Annotated in this window: 1 pseudogene; it reads right to left on the reverse strand. The window is 60.3% G+C overall.

The features are described from left to right. Nucleotides 1-39: 39 nt before the first annotated feature. A pseudogene (locus tag FNJ47_RS47010) lies at nucleotides 40-267 on the reverse strand (IS701 family transposase); the annotation flags it as partial.

Raw genomic sequence — 267 nt, forward strand, 5'->3', positions numbered from 1 at the left:
TAGCACTACTTTGGCAGAATCTATTTGTACCGGTGTTTTTCAAGGATTTGTTTTCGGCAGTGTGGGCACCGCTGAGACGGCGGCCGAAGGATGAGACCGACGATGGCGTGACGTACGGCGGGCCTGGTTGGGTGAGGCGGAGGGCCGGTGATTCTTTTTTTTCCGCCCCGCGGGTGCGAGGCGGCGATGCGGGAGGGAGGCGGAGGCAATCCTTGTCATCAGGGCGTGAAGATGAAGACCCCTCCCTGGTCGCCACTCGCAGAGATG

Origin of the sequence: Bradyrhizobium uaiense, assembly GCF_010811875.1 — a bacterium.
GTDB classification, from domain to species: Bacteria; Pseudomonadota; Alphaproteobacteria; order Rhizobiales; family Xanthobacteraceae; genus Bradyrhizobium; species Bradyrhizobium uaiense.